20 protein-coding genes are annotated in these 17,591 nt (G+C 34.5%); 5 read left to right on the forward strand and 15 right to left on the reverse strand.

Going from position 1 to position 17,591, the window contains the following annotated elements:
- Positions 1–11 precede the first annotated feature (11 nt).
- Together citF and citX are read left to right on the forward strand one after the other, a co-directional pair.
- Positions 12–1,541: a citrate lyase subunit alpha gene (citF, locus tag ACYIAM_RS00475; RefSeq protein WP_065587590.1), complete on the forward strand. Its 1,530-nt coding sequence runs from the start codon at positions 12–14 to the stop codon at positions 1,539–1,541.
- Positions 1,542–1,618: 77 nt separating this feature from the next.
- On the forward strand, positions 1,619–2,179 hold the full coding sequence (gene citX, locus ACYIAM_RS00480; RefSeq protein WP_174797383.1) for a citrate lyase holo-[acyl-carrier protein] synthase: 561 nt from the start codon (positions 1,619–1,621) through the stop codon (positions 2,177–2,179).
- 72 nt (positions 2,180–2,251) lie between these two features.
- Here citX and metB read toward each other — a convergent pair whose 3' ends face one another.
- Entirely contained in the window at positions 2,252–3,418 is a 1,167-nt protein-coding gene (gene metB, locus ACYIAM_RS00485) for a cystathionine gamma-synthase (RefSeq protein WP_174797384.1), read from the reverse strand.
- 177 nt (positions 3,419–3,595) lie between these two features.
- On the opposite strand from metB, the gene metJ reads away from it, so the two are divergent.
- Positions 3,596–3,907: a met regulon transcriptional regulator MetJ gene (gene metJ / locus ACYIAM_RS00490; protein ID WP_065587588.1), complete on the forward strand. Its 312-nt coding sequence runs from the start codon at positions 3,596–3,598 to the stop codon at positions 3,905–3,907.
- 94 nt (positions 3,908–4,001) lie between these two features.
- Here metJ and rpmE read toward each other — a convergent pair whose 3' ends face one another.
- From rpmE to ACYIAM_RS00515, 5 genes are all read right to left on the reverse strand, one after another.
- Positions 4,002–4,217, reverse strand: a complete 216-nt coding sequence (rpmE, locus tag ACYIAM_RS00495) for a 50S ribosomal protein L31 (protein WP_065636780.1) — start codon at positions 4,215–4,217, stop codon at positions 4,002–4,004.
- A 140-nt stretch (positions 4,218–4,357) separates the two neighbouring features.
- Positions 4,358–5,410, reverse strand: coding sequence for an outer membrane-stress sensor serine endopeptidase DegS (degS, locus tag ACYIAM_RS00500; RefSeq protein ID WP_174797385.1), 1,053 nt, complete (start codon positions 5,408–5,410; stop codon positions 4,358–4,360).
- A 131-nt stretch (positions 5,411–5,541) separates the two neighbouring features.
- Positions 5,542–6,915, reverse strand: a complete 1,374-nt coding sequence (locus ACYIAM_RS00505) for a Do family serine endopeptidase (protein ID WP_174797386.1) — start codon at positions 6,913–6,915, stop codon at positions 5,542–5,544.
- Positions 6,916–6,996: 81 nt separating this feature from the next.
- The gene (locus tag ACYIAM_RS00510; protein ID WP_174797387.1) at positions 6,997–7,401 is read right to left on the reverse strand and encodes a Z-ring associated ZapG family protein; all 405 of its coding nucleotides are present in this window, start codon (positions 7,399–7,401) and stop codon (positions 6,997–6,999) included.
- 62 nt (positions 7,402–7,463) lie between these two features.
- Positions 7,464–7,925, reverse strand: coding sequence for a DUF721 domain-containing protein (locus tag ACYIAM_RS00515; RefSeq protein ID WP_174797388.1), 462 nt, complete (start codon positions 7,923–7,925; stop codon positions 7,464–7,466).
- Between the two features lie 508 nt (positions 7,926–8,433).
- Between ACYIAM_RS00515 and ACYIAM_RS00520 the strand changes: the two genes are divergently transcribed.
- Positions 8,434–8,865 carry a DUF3597 domain-containing protein gene (locus tag ACYIAM_RS00520; protein WP_174797389.1) on the forward strand — a complete coding sequence of 144 codons (432 nt, stop codon included), beginning with the start codon at positions 8,434–8,436 and terminating at the stop codon, positions 8,863–8,865.
- Positions 8,866–8,964: 99 nt separating this feature from the next.
- Here ACYIAM_RS00520 and pth read toward each other — a convergent pair whose 3' ends face one another.
- The 8 genes from pth to ACYIAM_RS00560 form a co-directional block, all read right to left on the reverse strand.
- The gene (gene pth, locus ACYIAM_RS00525) at positions 8,965–9,549 is read right to left on the reverse strand and encodes an aminoacyl-tRNA hydrolase (protein ID WP_483746876.1); all 585 of its coding nucleotides are present in this window, start codon (positions 9,547–9,549) and stop codon (positions 8,965–8,967) included.
- A gap of 73 nt (positions 9,550–9,622) precedes the next feature.
- Positions 9,623–10,570 carry a ribose-phosphate pyrophosphokinase gene (locus ACYIAM_RS00530; RefSeq protein WP_160430613.1) on the reverse strand — a complete coding sequence of 316 codons (948 nt, stop codon included), beginning with the start codon at positions 10,568–10,570 and terminating at the stop codon, positions 9,623–9,625.
- Positions 10,571–10,825: 255 nt separating this feature from the next.
- On the reverse strand, positions 10,826–11,203 hold the full coding sequence (locus ACYIAM_RS00535) for a hypothetical protein (RefSeq protein WP_483746877.1): 378 nt from the start codon (positions 11,201–11,203) through the stop codon (positions 10,826–10,828).
- A gap of 203 nt (positions 11,204–11,406) precedes the next feature.
- Positions 11,407–12,075 carry an SMI1/KNR4 family protein gene (locus ACYIAM_RS00540; protein ID WP_174797918.1) on the reverse strand — a complete coding sequence of 223 codons (669 nt, stop codon included), beginning with the start codon at positions 12,073–12,075 and terminating at the stop codon, positions 11,407–11,409.
- A 484-nt stretch (positions 12,076–12,559) separates the two neighbouring features.
- The gene (locus ACYIAM_RS00545; RefSeq protein WP_174797917.1) at positions 12,560–12,994 is read right to left on the reverse strand and encodes a hypothetical protein; all 435 of its coding nucleotides are present in this window, start codon (positions 12,992–12,994) and stop codon (positions 12,560–12,562) included.
- A 169-nt stretch (positions 12,995–13,163) separates the two neighbouring features.
- Positions 13,164–13,361 carry a hypothetical protein gene (locus tag ACYIAM_RS00550; RefSeq protein WP_483746878.1) on the reverse strand — a complete coding sequence of 66 codons (198 nt, stop codon included), beginning with the start codon at positions 13,359–13,361 and terminating at the stop codon, positions 13,164–13,166.
- Positions 13,362–13,524: 163 nt separating this feature from the next.
- Positions 13,525–14,880: a PFL family protein gene (locus tag ACYIAM_RS00555; protein WP_174797916.1), complete on the reverse strand. Its 1,356-nt coding sequence runs from the start codon at positions 14,878–14,880 to the stop codon at positions 13,525–13,527.
- Positions 14,881–14,915: 35 nt separating this feature from the next.
- Positions 14,916–15,185: an ACT domain-containing protein gene (locus ACYIAM_RS00560; RefSeq protein WP_160430619.1), complete on the reverse strand. Its 270-nt coding sequence runs from the start codon at positions 15,183–15,185 to the stop codon at positions 14,916–14,918.
- 143 nt (positions 15,186–15,328) lie between these two features.
- On the opposite strand from ACYIAM_RS00560, the gene ACYIAM_RS00565 reads away from it, so the two are divergent.
- Positions 15,329–16,543, forward strand: coding sequence for a pyridoxal phosphate-dependent aminotransferase (locus tag ACYIAM_RS00565; protein ID WP_483746879.1), 1,215 nt, complete (start codon positions 15,329–15,331; stop codon positions 16,541–16,543).
- A 148-nt stretch (positions 16,544–16,691) separates the two neighbouring features.
- Here ACYIAM_RS00565 and ACYIAM_RS00570 read toward each other — a convergent pair whose 3' ends face one another.
- Positions 16,692–17,447 carry a M48 family metalloprotease gene (locus tag ACYIAM_RS00570; protein ID WP_174797914.1) on the reverse strand — a complete coding sequence of 252 codons (756 nt, stop codon included), beginning with the start codon at positions 17,445–17,447 and terminating at the stop codon, positions 16,692–16,694.
- Positions 17,448–17,591: the final 144 nt, after the last annotated feature.

The following is a 17,591-nucleotide window of genomic DNA, read 5'->3' on the forward strand; positions in this document are numbered from 1 at the left end:
AGGATTGAAAAATGACTACTTCTATAAACAAAAAAATTGATGATTTGCTTAAACAGCACCCTGACCTCAAGAATATTACGCCTTTTGTTGATGCTAACGCAACAACACCATATTTAAAAGATGAGTCTAAATACACGCGTAAATTGTGTGATTCTATTGAACAGGCAATTAAAAAATGTGAATTACGTGATGGTATGACTATCTCTTTTCACCATGCATTCCGTGAAGGTGATAAGGTTATCAACAAAGTTGTTGAAACGATCAGTAAGTTAGGCATTAAAAACTTAACGTTAGCTTCAAGTTCATTATTAAGCTGTAATTCGGCTTTAATACCTCATATCGAATCAGGGGTCATTACTAAAATTTATACTTCTGGTCTACGTGGTAAATTAGCCGATGCAATTTCACACGGTTTAATGGAAAACCCTGTTCATATCCATTCTCATGGTGGTCGAGTAAAACTTATCCAAAGTGGTGAAATTAATATTGATATCGCATTTTTAGCTGTATCAACCGCTGATGAACAAGGTAACGCTAATGGGGTATCGGGTAAATCACAATGTGGTGCACTCGGTTATGCTATGGTCGATGCGCAATTTGCTAAAAAAGTGGTACTACTAACTGAAGATATCGTTGGATATCCTAACCATCCGGCAAGTATTCGCCAAGATCAAGTTGACTATATCGTTAAAGTTGATGAGGTGGGTGATCCAACTAAAATCAGTGTGGGGGCAGCACGTATCACTAGCAATCCACGCGAACTGATGATCGCGCGTTATGCAGCTGATGTTATTGAACATTCAGGCTATTTCAAAGATGGTTTTTCAATTCAAACTGGTTCGGGTGCATCGTCAACTGCGGCAACTCGCTTCCTTGAAAATCGTATGCGTGCAAAAAATATCACTGCATCATTTGCATTAGGTGGTATTACAGCAAGTATTGTTGATCTTCATGAAAAAGGATTAGTTAAACGTTTATTAGACACTCAAAGCTTTGATGGCACAGCTGGACAATCTTTAGGTAAAAATAAAGATCATATTGAAGTATCAACCAACGTTTATGCGAACCCAGCATCAAAAGGTGCAAGCGTTGATGAACTTGATATTGTTATTTTAAGTGCTTTAGAAATTGACCTTGATTACAATGTTAATGTATTAACTGGTTCTGACGGCGTTATGCGTGGTGCGTCTGGCGGTCACTGTGATACTGCTGCTGGTGCAAACTTAACAATCGTTGTTGCACCACTGATTCGTAGCCGTATTCCAACGGTAATTAAAAAGGTAACAACACTAGTCACTCCTGGTGAAAGCGTTGATGTGCTAGTAACTGACCATGGTATTGCGGTTAATCCTAACCGTCCAGAAATTGCTGAACGTTTAAAAGCAGCTAATTTACCAATTATGAGCATTGAAGAGCTTTATCAACGTGCTGTATCTTTAACTGGTGAGCCAAAACCAATCGAGTTTAAAGATAAAATTGTTGGTATTGTCCATTTCCGCGACGGTTCAGTTATTGATGTCGTGCGTGAAGTTAAAGACTAATTTTAGTTTTAATTAATAAAGTAATAGCCTGACATGTAAAAGTGTTATGCTATTACTGATTTTATCCAGTGGAAAAAATGCTAATTAAATTTGATGATGGCACTCCAATTAACCTTGAGCAGATGCTATTAGCCAAGGAACAGCGAGTAGAAAACCAAAAACAGGCAATGATATGTTATAAATATCCAATCATATCCTTAAGCCTAGTTATTCCAGGTGCTATAAAAAATAGTAGCGGTGCTCGTTATCTTTTTGACGAAGCAATCAAAGCATTACATCACTGTTTTTTTCAAAATGACATCGCAATAATCAATGAAGATCATTATCACTACATCACCGGTTCAGAAGCTATTATAGCAATAAAATGTTCAGCTAATTCCCTTAAAAAATACTGTATTGATATTGAAAATAATCACCCATTAGGACGTTTATGGGATATTGATGTTATTGACATTGTTACACAAAAAAGCCTGTCACGATCACAATTCGACAACCAACCAAGACAATGCTTAGTCTGTCATGAAACGGCAAAACTTTGCGGTAGAGCAAAACGTCATTCAATTGATGAAATTTTTACAGCGATTGAAAACAAGATAGCAAAATTTCAGAAAAATAATAGCGATAATACTCATTGCTAATAACGGATTGATAAAATAGCATAACTACATACATGATATATCATCAACCCTAATTATAATCTAAAAAATCAGTTATACTGTTTCAAGTGCTTGCTGTAAATCAGCCAGTAAATCAGTAATATCTTCTAAACCCACCGAAATACGTAATAATTGATCTGAAATCCCAGCCGTTTTTCGTGCTTCGGCACTAATACCTGAATGAGTCATTGTTGCTGGATGGCACACAAGACTTTCCACTCCACCAAGTGATTGAGCCAATGTAAAAATATTAAGCGCTTTTAAAAATTTCGGCATAACATCGGCATTGCCAACTAATTCAAAACTGAGTAACGAACCAAAGCCTTTCTGCTGTTTTTTAGCAATATCATGTCCAAGATTAGTTGGTAAAGAGGGATGAAATACTTTAGCTATTTTAGGATGATTAGCAAGAAACCCAACAACTTTTTGCGCATTGTCTTGTTGTAAATTTACACGCGCCGCAAGGGTTCGTAATCCACGTAATAAAAGATAACTATCAAATGATGAAGTCAGCGTACCAATATTATTAGCCCACCATAAAACATCTGTAGCAAGTTGTTGGTCCTTAAAAACTAAAATTCCTGCTAATAAATCCGAATGTCCGTTTAAAAATTTAGTACAAGAGTGGGTAACAATATCAGCACCAAGCTCCAATGGTTTTTGTAAAATAGGCGTCATAAATGTATTATCGACTAAAACCAAAGCACCTACATCATGCGCTTGTTGCGCAATTTTTTTTATATCAACAACACGCAGTAATGGATTACTTGGTGTCTCAATCAAAACTAATTTGGGATGTAAGCTTAATGCTTCTTGTAATGCGACCAAGTCAGACTGATCCACAAATTTTACCTTAAAATAACCTTTCTCGCTCAAACTATTAAACAAACGATAGCTACCACCATAACAATCATGGGGGGCAACAACTAAGTCATTTGGCGCTAATAAGGCAACACTAATAAGGTGAATTGCTGACATGCCACAGTTAGTTAAAATAGCATCGGCACCACCTTCTAATTTTGCAACTGTTTCTTCCACCAATCGCCGACTTGGATTTGCTTTTCGCGCATAATCAAATTTCCTGGGTTTAGCAAATTCTTCATAACGATAACATGTAGATGGAGTGATAACAGGTACGACACTGCCATATTGATCATCAGTATTGAGCCCACCACGAACAGCAATTGTTCCTTGGTTTAAATTGTTAGCTTGACTAGTCATAATAACATTCCTCTAAATAATGTTTTGCTTACTTCAAGAATAGATTGTATAAGAATAACACACTGAATATAGACGTCAACATGTCTAGATGTCTAACTATCTTGGTGTATAGATTGCAGAAAGATAAAAAAAACGTTAGAATTGCCCACATTATTTGTGATGTAATTTGGTGAAAATATGATGGAATGGAATGGCGAATATATAAGCCCTTATGCTGAACATGGTAAAAAAAGTGAGCAAGTAAAAAAAATTACAGTATCAATTCCGTTAAAAGTGTTAAAAATATTGACTGATGAGCGTACTCGCAGACAAGTTAATAATTTACGTCACGCAACAAATAGTGAATTATTGTGTGAAGCTTTTCTTCATGCTTATACTGGTCAACCTTTACCTTGTGATGATGATTTACAAAGAGATCGTGAAGACGGTATTCCCAAACAAGCTCAAAAAATGATGCAAGATTTAGGCATCACCCCAGAATTCGATTGATTATTAACTAAAAGTATTAATTTTCAAAAAGCAAAAAGGCGCACAATGCGCCTTTTCAACTACTATTGGTTTTCAGATACGGTTTTTCGGAAAATTATTTTTTACCGCCAACCATAGCAAAACGTTGTTTGAACTTATCTACACGTCCACCAGTTGCAACATCACGTTGTTTACCAGTATAGAATGGGTGACACTCACCACATACATCAAGATGAATATCATGACCAATAGTAGAATGAGTTTTAATAACATTACCACAAGAGCATGTTGCATTAATTGCAGTATATTCTGGATGGATACCTTCTTTCATAATAAACCTCTAAAGTTTGTTCGTATCGCTATATAAATGGCTAAAAGCAAAATCTATACACCATACGAGTGTTAAAAAACATGATAAGGTTGCGAATTATATGCCTTAAAGGTTAAATAATCAAGCCATAAAAAGACAAATTAAACGGGTAATTGCCCTATTGTCACTTGTAATTCAACCTTTTCACCATTCCGCAATACAATAATGGGGACAATCATACCCGGTTTCAACTCGGCAATTTGATCCATGGTTTCAACAATGGATTTAACAGGCTTATTATCTACCATAATCAAGATATCATTAGCTTGTATACCCGCTTGTAAAGAAGGTCCTTCAACATTGGTGACTAAAATACCTAATACCACTGGCATATCATTTGGATTTTGAGTGGGTGCAAATTCTAATCCATCAATACCGATATAACCACGAATAATTTTTCCATCCTGAATCAACTTATTCATGATCTTTACAGCTAAAGAAGTCGGAATTGCAAATCCAATCCCTTCCGGAACATCATTACCCAAATTTTTTGCAAAGGTGAGAGTATTAATTCCCATTAATTCACCTTTAGTATTAACTAGTGCTCCTCCAGAATTACCGTGATTTATTGATGCATCAGTTTGAATAAAATTCTGTCTTCTATATGGACTTAGCCCATCGCGACCTGTAGCACTAATAATACCTTGTGTGATAGTTTGCCCTATATTGTAAGGATTACCTATCGCTAAAACCACATCACCAATCTTCGGTTCACGCTGAGGATTAATGGTAATAGTTGGAATATTAGAGGCTTCTATTTTTAATACGGCAAGATCAACAAGTTTATCAGAGCCTACCGATAAAGCCTCAAAAATTCGTCCATCTTGCAGTGCAACAATAATTTGCTCTGCATCTTCAACAACGTGATAATTAGTAACAATATATCCCTGTTCACTCATTATTACCCCTGAACCAAGTGGAGTAATTGGACTATCTTGTGATTCTTGAGAAACAGAATTAATTGAGCGACTATAAATATTAACTACTGCGGGCGCTGCAGTTTTTACGGCATCAGAATAACTTAAAGGTTCGTTACTGAAAATAGAAACAAAAAAATGCAATTGCTTTCCGTTTCGTAATGAAGGAAAAATAATTAATAACGCAACGGCTAAAACTACACCGATTAATATTGGCCATAAAAATTTTTTAAGCATTGCCGTCAGATGATAGTAATTAGATATAGCAACGATTTTAGCATATATACAAAAGTGTTAAAATCACTGTTTTTCGCCGACGCCAAAGCATCGACGAAATAGAGTTAAATTATCTTCTAGTTTGAAAAAAATTATCTTAAAATGAGATAAATTCGGCTATCTCCTCGTACTATATTAAGCGCAATAACAGACGGATTACTATCAATGATTTTGCGAAGTTCTGCAATATTAGTTACTCGTCCTTTGTTAACGCCAGTAATCAGATCTCCCTCTTGTAAGCTAAGTCGAGAAGCAGGTGAATTTTTAGCAATCTTTTCAATTAAAACACCTTTTTGACCTTTTATTTCACCATTACTAAGTGTTGCACCATCAAGAGCAGTATGCAATGATTTTGCTTCGGTTACTGCCTCATCGCTATTTTTGAGTTTTACCTCAACAGACATTTGTTTACCATCTCGAATTAAGCCTAATTTTACAGTTCGCCCAGCACCAGTTGTGGCAATTTTTGCACGTAATTCAGCAAAACTATCAACGGGTTTACCGTCCATTGAAATAATAATATCGCCAGATTTAATTCCTGCAGCTTGTGCGGCTGAATTTTCAATCACTTCACTAACGAAAGCACCTTTTTGAACATCAACATCAAATGCTTTCGCTATATCCGATGTCAGTTCATTACCTTTGATGCCAAGCACACCACGTTTGACCTCACCAAACTCAATAAGCTGCGATGTTAAACTTTTTACCATATTACTAGGAATTGCAAAGCCAATCCCAACATTACCACCATTTGGCGCAATAATCGCAGTATTAATACCAACGAGTTCACCATTTAAATTAACAAGTGCTCCACCAGAGTTTCCTTGGTTAATTGAAGCATCTGTTTGAATAAAATTTTCAAAACCATTCATATTAAGCCCACTGCGAGCCAAAGCTGAAATAATCCCCGAAGTAACAGTCTGACCAATACCAAATGGGTTACCAATAGCAACAGTATAATCACCAACCCGCAAATTATCAGAATCAGCCAATTTAATCGCCGTTAATTTTTTTGCATCATCAAGTTTAAGCAATGCTATATCACTTTGTGGATCTTTACCGATTAGCTTTGCTTTATATTCATGTCCATCATTAAGAGCAACCGTGATTTTATCGGCACTATCAATAACATGATTATTCGTCACAACATAACCTTTTTCAGCATCAATAATCACACCAGAGCCTAGACCTGTAAACACTCTTGATTGACTATCAGGGTAACCAAAAAAACGTCTAAATTCTTCTGGCATATTATTTTGCATTTGCGCAGTACCCTCAACCTTAATACTAACAACTGAAGGTAATACCGTTTCGAGCATAGGTGCCAAACTTGGCTGCTGTGTATTACTGTCGGTTGAGGTAGGAGGAAAAGAAGCATAAGCATCGGGATGTGATGCTAAACTTAACCCTAAACTTAACGCTATAATACTTAATAATTTTTTTTGTTGTTTTAATGAATTAATCATCTTATAACTCTCGCTTTCACAAAAATTTAATCTCTATAAAATTGCTTGACCATTAGGAAACGGCGAATAAAACCATAGTAGTTAAGATTTGTGTTCATCCGCTTTAAATAAACCAGAAGAATTATCCGAATAATCTCTAGGCTGCTTATCAAGTATCATTTCTTTTGTTTCATCTGAATCAGAGTTGGAATCAAAATCCAAAGATGCGGCTTTATCGCCATCAATAAATTGACTAGAATTTTCAGCCATATGTTGATAAAGGCGACGAAAATCTTTAGCCATACTATCCAATATCTCAGCACTATGAGAAAAATGTTTAGCAATCATTTGTTTTTGCGCTATTAATTCATCTTTTGTTTGTTCTAGCTCATGTTTAACTTTGGTATATTTACGAGCCTTAGGGCTAATAACGCTTACAAAAATAAAACCAATAATAAAACCAATTACTAATCCAATTATAAGATAAGTAAGCATATCTTTATCCATTATTCACTCCTTATATCTTCAAGATATATCATTTTATAAAATTGAAATCCAATTATCAGCACTTATTTTGCATGGTTAGCAAGTTTTATCAATTGTTTTTTTAACTTATCTGGTGCATTTTCCGCTAATGCATATAAAAACATGGCACTTTTAGCTGTCATCACACTCGATACTAAAGAGGACTTAACAGTCTGAGAATGGCGATGTGACAACTTGACCGAAATATCCGGATTAATCTGATATTGGATAGACGATAGAGACGGTAAGATATTTTTTCGTATCTCTGATATTAAATTACTTTGTTCATATTTCAGTCTCGTTAACCAGCCAGCAGTGCTTACCTCTAAAATCAATACGCCTTCGCGATAATTAGCCACTCGACATTGTTGATTCAATGGGGATGGCAATAAATCGTTAACCTCTTTAGCCAATGTTTTTAATGCATTAGTTCTTTCTTGGATCTTAGAAAAACAAGAGGCTTGAGTTATTATTGACGTCAATACTTGTGGCTCATTAAAACGCATATCTTGACTTCCTCTCCTTTCTTAATCAATAAAAAAAGTTTCTCCTAAAAGCTAAAAATAAGTATTAGTTTAATAATTTACCCTATTTATCGTCAAAAGTCTTATTGAAAAAATTTATTTACTGTTTTATAAAAATTTCTTTACTAATATGATGTTCAAAACTTCAGTTAAAAAAAATAGATAACTGATAATGGATTGAAATTTATCAGAAATACTAAAAAGATTAACTGCAATTTAAAGGCATTTTTTCATAAAAGTTTTATAAATCTGCAGATGGATAATCCTTTTTTTGATTGTAATTAATTCGCTTAATATTAGAATAATATTTAAAATCATTAATTAACATCTTGGTAAGCATTGTATCGTAATACATAAAATGCTATTAAAGCATAACTCTTTTGACATTTTATCCTGTTAAGCGTTATATTGTTTTTTGATATTTTCTACATCTATATCATTAAGCAGTTAAGCAGTTTTTTATAAGCAGTTTAAACTTAAGAGGTGTAATATGGGTATCTTAAATAACATTTTTTCTAAAGTATTTCCTAACGCTCAAGCAACAGTAGAAAATGCAGTTGATGCTGTGAAAGATAAAGTCGGAAACATCACAGCATCTGTCAAAGACACAGTATCAGATGGCTCAAAACAAATTCAAGATAAGGTCGAGCAAGGCACATCCGCAACTAATGTTGATGTCACCTCGATTCTTGATAATCTAGCTAAAAAGCATCCTGAAGCACTCAACTGGAAAACGTCTATCGTCGATTTATTAAAATTACTCGGTATAGATAGTAGCTTAGATGCACGTAAAAAGTTAGCACAAGAACTAAATTATACTGGCAGTACTGATGATACTGCAGCAATGAATACATGGTTAATTAAAGAAGTCATGAAAAAAATCGCTGAAAAAGGCGGTAACATTACTCATCTCTTTTCTTAATCGAACAATCTAAGATAATGACGATCCACCCAATCTTGGGTGGATTTTTTATAATATTCGATCAGCTATCCATTAACCATTTGTTATTAAATCAATAAACTAAGCCTTAAAAGCGTGTAATTGATTCATCGCAGCATTAACACCTTGAGATAATAAAATATCCGTACAGCGCACTGATTCATCAATAGCTTGATCAATCAATGCTTGCTCAGGTTTAGAGGGTTTGTTAAGAACGTAGCCTACCACTTTATTTTTATCACCAGGATGACCTATACCAATCCTTAATCGATGAAAATTTAAATTATTACCCAATTTGCTGGCAATATCTTTTAGCCCATTATGCCCACCATGACTACCACCAAACTTAAGTTTAGCTATACCTGGATTCAAGTCGAGTTCATCATGGGCAACTAATATTTCTTCTGGCTTTATTTGGTAAAATGACGCCATAACTTGCACCGCCTTACCACTTAAATTCATAAATGTAGTTGGAACTAATAAACGCACATCATGACCAGAAATATTGATTCGTGATGTGTAACCAAAAAATTTTGGTTCATTTTTTAATGATTGATTATAACGCTGAGCCACTTGTTCAACAAACCATGCGCCTGCGTTGTGCCTTGTTGCTGCATATTCATTGCCGGGATTGGCAAGTCCTACTATCAGTTTTATTGTTGTCATAATATTTTTATTGTCACTGATTTTATTGTGAAAAATGCCCCAAAAGGGGCATTTAACTCAATGAAAAAATAGATTATTGATGGAACATAGCTGAAATCGATTCTTCATTACTGATTCGACGAATTGCTTCAGCAAGCATACCTGACAATGTTAATTGACGAACATTTTTCAATGCTTTTACTTCAGCCGTTAATGGAATTGTATCGCAAACAACAATTTCATCAATAGCACTGCTTTTAATGTTACTCACTGCTTTACCTGAAAAAATTGGATGCGTTGCATAAGCAAACACTCTTTTTGCTCCTCGTGCTTTTAAAGCGTCGGCTGCTTTACAAAGTGTTCCTGCTGTATCAATCATATCATCAACTAAGATACAATCTCTATCTGCAACATCACCAATAATATTCATCACTTCAGCTTCATTTGCACGTTGACGGCGTTTATCAATAATCGCCATATCAGTATCATTAAGTAGTTTAGCTATCGCGCGAGCACGCACCACACCACCAATATCTGGAGATACCACAATTGGACGTTCAAATTGACGTTGTAACATATCTTCTAAAATAACTGGGCTAGCAAATACGTTATCCACAGGCACATCAAAAAAACCTTGAATTTGCTCTGCATGAAGATCAACGGTTAATACCCTATCAACACCAACAGTTGATAAAAAATCAGCGACAACTTTAGCGGTAATAGGCACACGAGCCGAACGAACTCGACGATCTTGCCTTGCATAACCAAAATAAGGAATAACCGCAGTAATACGACCAGCAGATGCGCGACGCATTGCATCGATCATGACGAGCAATTCCATTAAATTGTCATTGGTTGGAGCACAAGTTGATTGAATAATAAAAACATCTTCACCACGGACATTTTCATTGATTTGGACATTAACTTCACCATCACTAAAACGGCTTACAACAATGTCACCAAGAGAAGTATAAAGACGATTAGCTATACGTTTTGCTAGTTCGGGTGTGGCATTACCAGCAAAAAGCTTCATATCAGGCACGAGAAATCCTCAAGCATGTATTCATGATTACTTAATTCGTAATCGGTTAAATCGGGGCTACAATTATATAATCATTTATCTATCATGCTCAACCACAATATAAAAATAAATCAAAAATATTTGATAGCGGATTATAAACAACACAACTACTTTTTACAGATAACTGCAACAAGTTATAAGCAAGGTATAATCCGATAGGCAAGCTCAAGTCATCTGAGACAAATAGACGGATCTAGTTATTCTTTTATTTAAAAATTATAGTTCTATAGGGTATAACATAACATTATCTGGAGTAGTAAAAAATGATACATAGCTACCCATTTCACAGCTATCAGATGCTTCTATAAAAATAATATTTTTTCCAAGTGACAAAACTAAAAGACCTTGATCTTCACAAGATATCACTTTTGCATTAAAAACTATGTGGTTATCAATTAAATTGATACTACAATTATGTTTTTCTGCAAGGATTATATTTTTATCCCACTCAAAAAAATCATTGATTTCTAATTCAATATGATAAGAAGTATTAGATAATAGTTTATTATCTTGCCAATGAGCAGCACCATGACCTAAATCAGATTTGAATGTGACTAAATGCTCGCCTATTTTACCGTTTAAAGTAATTTTCATTTTGTAATACTATATTCTAACTTAGATAAAATACACTAACTCATACAAATTTTTAGGAAATAGCTACACCCTAAGCTTATCGATAAAAGTCGCAACTTATTACTTTCAATATATTAATTAGTTACATTCACGAGTATTCTCAGGTTTGCAATTTTACTTGTCCACTTTTTTGACTAAGATTGATGTAGCTAGTTTGGTCATTGTTACAGAAAACCTTCCTCTTTCAATTTAGCAAGTACTTCGCGCCCTTTTTCAGATAACTCCATTTTTTTTAAATAAATAATAAGCCTGTTTTGTGGAGTCATTGATATACTTTTTGGATACTTTATGAAAGAATCTAATGCTTCATCAGGGAAAGGAATATTAGGATTATTATATTCATCTTCATCAGGATTATAATCATCTTCAATTTCTGTTCTGGTAATCATGGATAAAAATGCATCAAAGGAATTTGCGACAAGCTTTAAATTAGTATTTTGTTCTAGATAACCATTTTTTACAGACAAGTCAAAATAGAGATCATTAACTTCATGATCCCAATAATAAACTTCGCCATTTGGGCTTAAGCAAAGTAGATCACCATAATTAAGCGTGGCTATGGCAAAATAATTTTCGGGTATTCTATCTAAATAAGTATCATTAATCTCAATGAGATCTTCATAATATTTCTTTGAAAAACCCAAAATGACCTCTAAGGGCAATGATTCTCCATCACAATCAATACAGTAGTCAAAATTAACCTCAGTATTAAAAACAACTACATTATATTTTTTCAAGAAATCAATATAAGTATTGTTTGAATCTATTTTTAACTTTAACTTTGAAATACGTTTATCAATGTCCTTTGGAACATTGTATTTTGATTTAAACATGTTAACTCCTAATATTTTCATGAATAAAAATGAATGCGTTACTGGTATTAAGAAAGCTATTATGAAATTTTAGCGCCAAAATAATCATATAATTTTTATCGACATTATACCAGTCTGATGGAACGTTATAAAACTATCTGTTACAGCATTAAACCCTTGGTTAAATTTGAAAATCTATCGACAATAAGTTAAGACGACAAGCGGAATGTTTACTTTTTAGGCTGTAATTTTTTGTAAAAAATATTCAGGATTCTATACCGTTTGGTGATTAATTGAGATTTAGCTGTATTCCATTTGTTAGATTCACAAGATAGAAAATTATTTATTCAATATTATCATACGGTAAACAACATAAAACGATTTCGGGAAAGGCGTCTTATGCGTTTTTAAAGAATTATTTTAATCATGAAGTGTCAACAACTCGGCCTTTTTCTACACTTTAAGGATATTTAATGTGCTATAAGAAAATTTAATTTATTACCTGCTAATTTTCCATTTTTTTCTCATTAAGAATATTAGTAAATAAACGATGTATATTCTGACAAAACATTGAATTTTCAATTAAATCAGGTAATACAAGCACATAATAAAATACATGCTGAAAATGTAAATTTATATCATAAGGCTCAAAATCTGAATCATTATCAAACTTAAACAAAGTCGCAGTTCCATGTAGCTTTGTACTTTTTGCCTCAATGCAAAAACAGCCCTCACCATTAATATCTAAATTGTAGCCATACTCAAGGTGATGATTTTGCATCTCATCATTTTTATAACAAAATAGAAATTCAACATTTCGAAAACAACTTCGCTCACATTGATAATTCATTGATGCTAATTTTTTGAACCATGCAGAAAACACATCATCTATGGATTTATTAGTATAAAATCCATACATAACTCCAGTCCATTCAGCCATATGTCTCTCCTAAATAATTTTTTATTCAAATTTATTATTTTTTCTAAATTCATCCAATTTTAATGCATCTGGGGAAAAATCATCAATATATCCTAATAAGTATATATCGGTTTTATTATTTACCTCAGCTAACCATTGTCAAAAATGATTAAAAATCAAATCATCTTTTTCAGTTTGCAGCAAAAAAACCATGACCAATAGTGTAAGAGTCAGATAATATGTTTAGTGCATTAAGAAACTCATCTTTATTTTTAATAATCCAACTTATAGGTAAATTCATCATCATATCGATAAGTTTTAATTCATCGCTATAGTCCATCAATGAGGATTTATTGTTAAAAAAGTGGTAAAGTATATTATCTTCCATATTTGGCATCACATCATTGTTAATGAACAAAAGAACTATGATATAAAATAATGTATTAATTGAGATTATTTTATACCTCAAGCAATATAACCTTTTTAATATACCGCCTACTTTATGTGTAGACGGAATAAGAAAAGTCACTAGATTATAAAAAATTGATACATTAATTTTTAAATGAATGAATGGGAGCAGGAATTCGCCCACCACGATTGATGAAATCATATGAGCCAAATTTGCTTACCTGCATGACTGGTGCATGACCTAGTAAGCCACCAAATTCGATATTATCGCCAACTTTTAACCCCACCGCAGGAATAATTCGTATCGCGGTTGTTTTATGGTTAATCACCCCTATTGCAGCCTCATCAGCAATAATCGCTGAAATAGTTTCAGCTGGCGTATCGCCTGGAATAGCAATCATATCAAGCCCAACAGAGCATACACAGGTCATCGCTTCAAGTTTTTCAAGATTTAGTGCACCGTTATTGACAGCATCAATCATACCTGCATCTTCAGAAACAGGAATAAATGCACCACTTAACCCACCAACATGACCACATGCCATTACGCCACCTTTTTTAACAGCATCATTAAGCATGGCTAGTGCCGCCGTTGTGCCATGCGTGCCGACTGCTTCTAACCCCATTTCTTCTAAAATATGGGCAACCGAGTCACCAATGGCTGGCGTTGGTGCTAATGATAAATCGACAATGCCAAATTTAACACCTAAACGTTCAGAAGCTTCTTTACCAACCAGTTGTCCCATTCGTGTAATTTTAAATGCGGTTTTTTTGATGGTTTCGGCAACAATATCAAAAGGTTCACCTTTAACTTTTTCCAACGCTCGCTTAACTACACCCGGTCCACTAACCCCCACATTAATCACACAATCTGCTTCGCCAATCCCATGAAAAGCACCTGCCATAAAAGGGTTATCTTCAACCGCATTGGCAAACACAACTAACTTAGCACATGCCATACTACTATTATCTGCCGTTAATTTCGCCGCTTCTTTGATAATATGCCCCATTTGCTTTACGGCATCCATATTAATTCCCGTTTGGGTAGAACCCACATTAACTGATGAGCAAACCCGTTCGGTTTGTGCTAGTGCTTGAGGAATGGATTTAATTAAAATTTCATCGCCTTTATGATAGCCTTTTTGCACCAGTGCTGAAAAGCCACCAATAAAGTTCACGCCCACCGCTTTGGCCGCTTCATCAAGTGTTTTGGCAAACGCGACATAGTCTTTATCATCGCTTGCGCCAGCAATTAATGATATGGGTGTGACAGAAATACGCTTATTAATAATTGGAATACCGAATTCTGAGGTAATCTCATCGCCGACTTTGACCAAATTTTTAGCTAACCGTGTGATTTTGTCATAAATTTTTTGGCGTGCTTTTTCACCATTACTATCAATACAATCAAGGAGAGAAATACCCATGGTTATTGTACGGATATCGAGCTTTTCTTCCTCAATCATTTTAATGGTTTCGAGGATCTGTTTTGTTTCCATTAGAACTATCCTTTTAAATAAACAACGAATTAATATTACAAACGATGCATAGCATCAAAAATTTCTTCACGTTGTAAGTTGACCTTGACCTTAAGCTTATCGCCCGTTTGGATAAGAGCTGTTTTTACCTCATCAAATGACACTTTAATTTTAGATAAATCAAGTAACATAATCATCGTAAAATATTCATCCATAATGGTTTGGCTGACATCTAAAATATTAATATCTAATTCATACAATTGTTGGCTAATACCGGCAATAATTCCCGTTTGATCTTTCCCGATGACGGTTAAAATGGTTTTCATAATACACTCCGCACAAATTTTAGACATTTAAAAGGTATTTATTAAGCTAACTATAATAGCATCTTCAAAAATTATCGAAATAGGAGTAGATTGTTTTTTCATTAAAGCAAAAAAATTATCACAATAACAGAAAGGGCGATATTATGGTTAATTTCCAAAAATCCAATAAATTGGAACATGTTTGTTATGACATTCGTGGACCAATTCTTGAACATGCTAAACGACTAGAGGAAGAAGGACAAACTATCCTTAAACTCAACATTGGAAACCCCGCCCCTTTTGGTTTTGCAGCACCTGATGAATTATTAGTTGATGTGATTAGAAATTTATCTTCTTCACAAGGTTATTGTGATTCCAAAGGGCTTTATTCTGCCCGTAAAGCAATTATGCAACATTATCAAGCCCGAGGAATTAACAGTTTAGATGTTGAAGATATTTATATTGGTAACGGTGTATCGGAACTAATAGTACAATCTATGCAAGCCTTACTTAATAGTGGTGATGAAATACTTGTTCCTATGCCGGATTATCCATTATGGACAGCGGCTGTTAGTTTATCTAGTGGTAATGCGGTGCACTATCTTTGTGATGAGGAAGCAAACTGGTCACCTGATCTAGAAGATATCAAACAAAAAATCACACCCAAAACCAAAGGAATTGTGATTATTAATCCCAATAACCCAACTGGTGCGGTTTATAGCAAAGATGTGTTACTTGAAATCGCAGAAATTGCTAGACAACATAATTTAATTATTTTTGCTGACGAAATTTACGATAAGATTTTATATGATGATGCGGAGCATTATTCAATTGCAGCACTAGCGCCAGACCTCTTTGTGGTGACAATGAGCGGTTTATCAAAAACCTATCGAGTAGCAGGTTTTAGGCAAGGTTGGATGGCGCTTTGTGGTCCTAAGCATCATGTAAAAGGCTATATTGAAGGGTTAAATATGCTGGCATCAATGCGCTTATGTGCCAATGTACCATTACAACATGCTATTCAAGGGGCGTTAGGAGGCTATCAAAGCATTAACGAATTTATTGTACCAGGTGGGCGACTATATGATCAGTGTATGTTGGCATGGCGCTTGCTCAATGACATCCACGGCGTTTCATGCACTAAACCACAAGGTGCATTGTATCTATTTCCCAAATTAGATCAGAAAAAATTTAATATCCATAACGATCAAAAATTGGTATTAGACTTTTTATTACAAGAAAAAGTGTTACTTGTACAAGGAACCGGTTTTAATTGGCATAAACCCGATCACGTTAGAATTGTTGCTTTACCGCATACCGGAGAACTTCAAGATGCGATCGGAAGATTTGCCAAATTCCTGTCTTCTTATAAGCAATAAAAACAGTAGTACCTTTTGTTTATTGCCCTCTAAGTGTATTGGTTGATGGAGCACTTCATCAATTCAGCAACTAATACCACTATCGAACACAATAAATACTATATAAAAAAGCGTCTTTAGTGACGCTTTAGATTAGAAACGACTGTGCTTATTTTTTTAGTTCAGCAAGTTTTTTACGAATATTAGCAGCACGATCTGATGAAGATGGATGGCTACTTAAGATTGACGAATCACCGCCACCTAATTTATCAAAAGCAGTTGCAAGACCTGCTGGATTAATTTTTTTCTTAATTAAGTAATCGAAAGAATAATTATCCGCATCTTGTTCTTGTTTTTGTGAAAACTGAGAGTTAATCACTGCTGTCGCTAAAGCACCTAAGCTAGATTTAGATAATTTAGCAACTGCTGCATTACCTGATACAGCGGCTGCATCACGAGCAATTTCGGTTGCATATTGTACTTGAATCGCCTTTTTGCTGTGACCTAAAGCAACGTGACCTAATTCATGACCTAAAACACCTTCAATTTCATTGTCAGTCATCATGTCCATTAAACCACTATAAACACGAACACAACCATTAGCCATTGCCCAAGCATTAACATCTTTTGTAATGTATACTTTATAGTTAATTGGAGTTCCATCTAAATTGTTACCAAGTGCTTTAGCAATTTTTTTTAATCGTTTAGCATAAGCACTTTTTGCTGGAGCAACTTTTGATTGAGCATCCATTTCAGCACAAGCTTGTTTAGCTAAGTCTTTTACATCATTATCACTAAGTGTTGCAGCTTTTAAACCTTTCATTCCTAAGTTAACTGCATCATTAGGATTCATGTTACAGCCAGCTAGAGACATTGCTGCAACTAAAGGTAGTGCAACTAACAATGTTTTTTGGGTATTTTTCATGCTATTTTCCTTATATTAATATAAATTTCAATTGCCTAATTTCTTTTAGACGGTTGGAATTTTAACGCAACTATCATAATAATCAACAAATAATTACTTGCTTAGGCATTATGAGGGCTTTAGACTAATGCCTCATTTGTTAAG

Source organism: Gilliamella sp. X-60, assembly GCF_057063585.1.